The organism is Shewanella sp. (assembly GCF_013214165.1).
In the GTDB taxonomy this organism is placed as follows: Bacteria; Pseudomonadota; Gammaproteobacteria; order Enterobacterales; family Shewanellaceae; genus Shewanella.
In genome coordinates, this window is record NZ_JABSSM010000160.1 from 1 (window position 1) to 3,011 (window position 3,011).

The window sequence follows — 3,011 nt, forward strand, 5'->3', positions numbered from 1 at the left end:
TCACGCCTCTCGATTAGCATGGATTCCAGCTTTAACTAATCTTTTGTAATATCTCGATGTCCACAAATTGCCCACGCACATATGCTTTTTTGCCCACCGCGGCCTTCTTTCCCTCATTCGTATCTCTAACAGCATAAAAATTTTCATTTCATTTTTATTTTATCTAAGTGAATGTCTTTCATAGGTTTGATACCTTGTTTGCATTTCCATCATCCTTGCTAAAACCCCACGTAAAACAGACACAACCCAGTGCTAATGCGGCTTTCACGTTAGCCATCGCCCTCAATCCCCCGGTGTCGAACTGTAAAACAGTGAAATAAACCGCGATCGTTGCAGATCTTCGATCCTTGCAAAGCCCTTACAGCTGGGCGGGCTGGCGATATCTGTGTGTTTGCGGAATGGAGCGCAGACATGAGCCGCTTCTTCGCGGCTGGTAATGGTATCAAACCCTGTGTTTATTGCTCCGGCTTCGGCGTGTCGGTATTTGATTTGGAAGTGATCGGCGAAGGCGGCGTGAGCCTTCGATTGCCGTACGGCGGAGACGGCGAATAAGTCGAGCAGGAACTTCTCATGTTTACCCTTAGCGGGCTTCTTACTCGATAAGTTGGGGTGTTGTACTCATAATTAGCTCCAGGTGAATATAATTGAATTCCTTTGTCGGTTTCCCGATGTTAAGGGTGTCGATTAGGTTTTGGTACGCCTCACTGATAGCAGGCATTTCATCTAGCTTAGGATAGGGGTAAGTTTCAACCGCATCCTTGTTCGATGAATCGTGAGCGTCCCAATTTCCCTCACTGTTAATATTCGCTAAGAAATCATTACTCTGACCCTTTTTTCCAGTTTGGCAACAACCAAGCTTTCAAATGAGCGCGCGGCCAGCTCAATATTGGTGGCCCAATAGGGTTGAAATCTGCGCTTATCTAGCTCTCTTGAGCGAGTTTGCACCCCCTATGGCCAATAGCTTTTCTCACAGCTTTGAAAGCCTCTATGACTTCCGAGCGGATACCTGTGTTAAATCCAGTTTTCGACCCGCAAACCATTTACGCGAACAAACTCTTTTTCATTGTTGGTCACTATGATCAAAGCCTCACTTCTAGCATGACCCGCAATGTGGAGATCATTTACACCAATCAGGGTGCCTTTCCGTTCTAAATCCGCTCGAACATCTCCATAATGAGCGGCGGCTTTATCTCCGTAATCCAAAACATCCAGGCGCGAAACGAAGTCTTCTACAACCCGTAAATTATGCTCTGACTTTGCGCTTTTCGAGGCTCCGTGTAAAAGCTCAGCTAACGTGATAGAGCTGATACATAGTTGTCCTACATGGAGATTAAATGCCTGCATTGCTTCCAAAGGCTTTCTCTTGATGACATAAATACAAATGTTGGTGTCAAGCATATATTTAAGCATTTAGAACGATTCCCGCTCTGCTTGTTTCTGACTGGCGCGTTCTGTCATGAAATCATCTGTCACGGAAGTTTGAGACAGGAAAAAACTGTCCCATGTGTTTTCCATGGGTGAAAGTATCCGATCTTTACCTACCACTCTAACGTTAACCTTCTTAATACCTTCGGGAAAACGACTATCAACGGGTAAACGTACTGCTTGGGTTCGATTGTTAATAAAAACTGATGCTACATTCATCATATTACTCCTACAAAAACTATATACACATAGTATATAGCGCCTCAAGTATAGCGCAAGTGTATATAGCATTTTAACGAAGGTTTTCATCTCATTGATATCGACGAATTACTTCACCGATACTCTCAAGCATTGCGTTTAGTCGCCATATTCAAGTTGCCTATTAGTCTATTTCAACTAAGAATGACTCAGAACAGTGCTTACACTGAGCTTCTTTCGCCCTCAACTCATCTTGCCAAACTGCGCTAATTTCTTCGCAATGAGGGCAACGCACACCCAGTTCAAACTCAATTATTTCGCCACGCTTCATTTCAGTTTCCCACTAGTTGTAACGCTGCTATTTTCTCTATTAAATCTTGAACTTCGTTATAGTCTGAGTATGTTTTTATGATCATTTAGGCAGCTAATCGGCGGCTTTAAAGATTGGTGTAAAGCAAGTAAAACCAGCTAAAAAGTTTGCTTTTGTAAGTGACACTCATCGAATACGACTGGCAAAAGCTCATGTTCCCTGTCATTAAATATGTAAGTTCGGAGGTTTTTTTAGTCTATCCAATGTGATGGCTTGCTACTATAAAGCAATGCTCACCTACAGATGATTAAGCGATCAATATAGGCCGTATTCCTAAGTTTGCCGACAACCCACTCACATCAGACCTGATGCAGACTTCTTAGTCTCCTGCAAGCCCGTCCTATATTGATCACTTACGTTAAGATGGGGGTAGATTTCTAAGCTGCCTCGTAGGAGGGGCTTCAGCCCCGATGCATATAGATTTCTAAGCTGCCTGTGCGGCAGTGAACAGCATCACACCATCAGCATTGGAGCCCTTGAATTTCTAAGCTGCCTGTGCGGCAGTGAACTTCAATTAATGAAACCAAAGCTAAATTATTACTTTCTAAGCTGCCTGTGCGGCAGTGAACGGGTGCGGGTTCTACGCGTTGATCGCGGTGGGTTTCTAAGCTGCCTGTGCGGCAGTGAACAATCTGAGCCTGACTTCTGTTAATGCCATGATTTTCTAAGCTGCCTGTGCGGCAGTGAACCGTATGGGGTAAACGAAAATTGGCGACTCATTTTCTAAGCTGCCTGTGCGGCAGTGAACCGGCACGGCGCCAACGTTAAACACGTCGGTACTTTCTAAGCTGCCTGTGCGGCACTGAACATGATAGGTTTCGTGTAGTACCAAGTCTTGACTTTCTAAGCTGCCTGTGCGGCAGTGAACAGTCACACACCAAATCAGCAAGATAATATAACCAAGACATCCATTCTTATTCTAAGGAAGATGGCCAATGCCGACTACTGCCTGAAAAACTTAATGATGTATCAATCCGCCCTCTTACTACGCCAAACAACACTCAAATATTCTATCATA

The 3,011-nt window shown here is 44.2% G+C and carries 5 protein-coding genes and 1 CRISPR repeat array; of the genes, 1 reads left to right on the top strand and 4 read right to left on the bottom strand.

What is annotated here, in order from left to right; all coding sequences use genetic code 11:
- The first annotated feature begins 411 nt into the window (after window positions 1-411).
- A complete protein-coding gene (locus tag HRU42_RS20800; protein ID WP_295033969.1) occupies window positions 412-552 on the top strand; it encodes a hypothetical protein in 141 nt (46 codons plus the stop codon).
- A gap of 255 nt (window positions 553-807) precedes the next feature.
- On the opposite strand, the gene HRU42_RS21225 is transcribed toward HRU42_RS20800, so the two are convergent.
- From HRU42_RS21225 to HRU42_RS20815, 4 genes are all read right to left on the bottom strand, one after another.
- Window positions 808-945 (bottom strand): LPD1 domain-containing protein, encoded by a 138-nt coding sequence (locus HRU42_RS21225; protein ID WP_367227203.1) that lies wholly within the window; start codon window positions 943-945, stop codon window positions 808-810.
- A gap of 66 nt (window positions 946-1,011) precedes the next feature.
- Window positions 1,012-1,410: a tRNA(fMet)-specific endonuclease VapC gene (vapC, locus tag HRU42_RS20805; protein WP_295033970.1), complete on the bottom strand. Its 399-nt coding sequence runs from the start codon at window positions 1,408-1,410 to the stop codon at window positions 1,012-1,014.
- The gene (gene vapB, locus HRU42_RS20810; protein WP_295033972.1) at window positions 1,411-1,644 is read right to left on the bottom strand and encodes a type II toxin-antitoxin system VapB family antitoxin; all 234 of its coding nucleotides are present in this window, start codon (window positions 1,642-1,644) and stop codon (window positions 1,411-1,413) included.
- 163 nt (window positions 1,645-1,807) lie between these two features.
- Window positions 1,808-1,954, bottom strand: a complete 147-nt coding sequence (locus HRU42_RS20815; RefSeq protein ID WP_295033974.1) for a hypothetical protein — start codon at window positions 1,952-1,954, stop codon at window positions 1,808-1,810.
- Window positions 1,955-2,414: 460 nt separating this feature from the next.
- Window positions 2,415-2,861: direct repeats of the CRISPR family, unit length 28 nt; unit sequence TTTCTAAGCTGCCTGTGCGGCAGTGAAC.
- The last annotated feature ends 150 nt before the right edge of the window (window positions 2,862-3,011 follow it).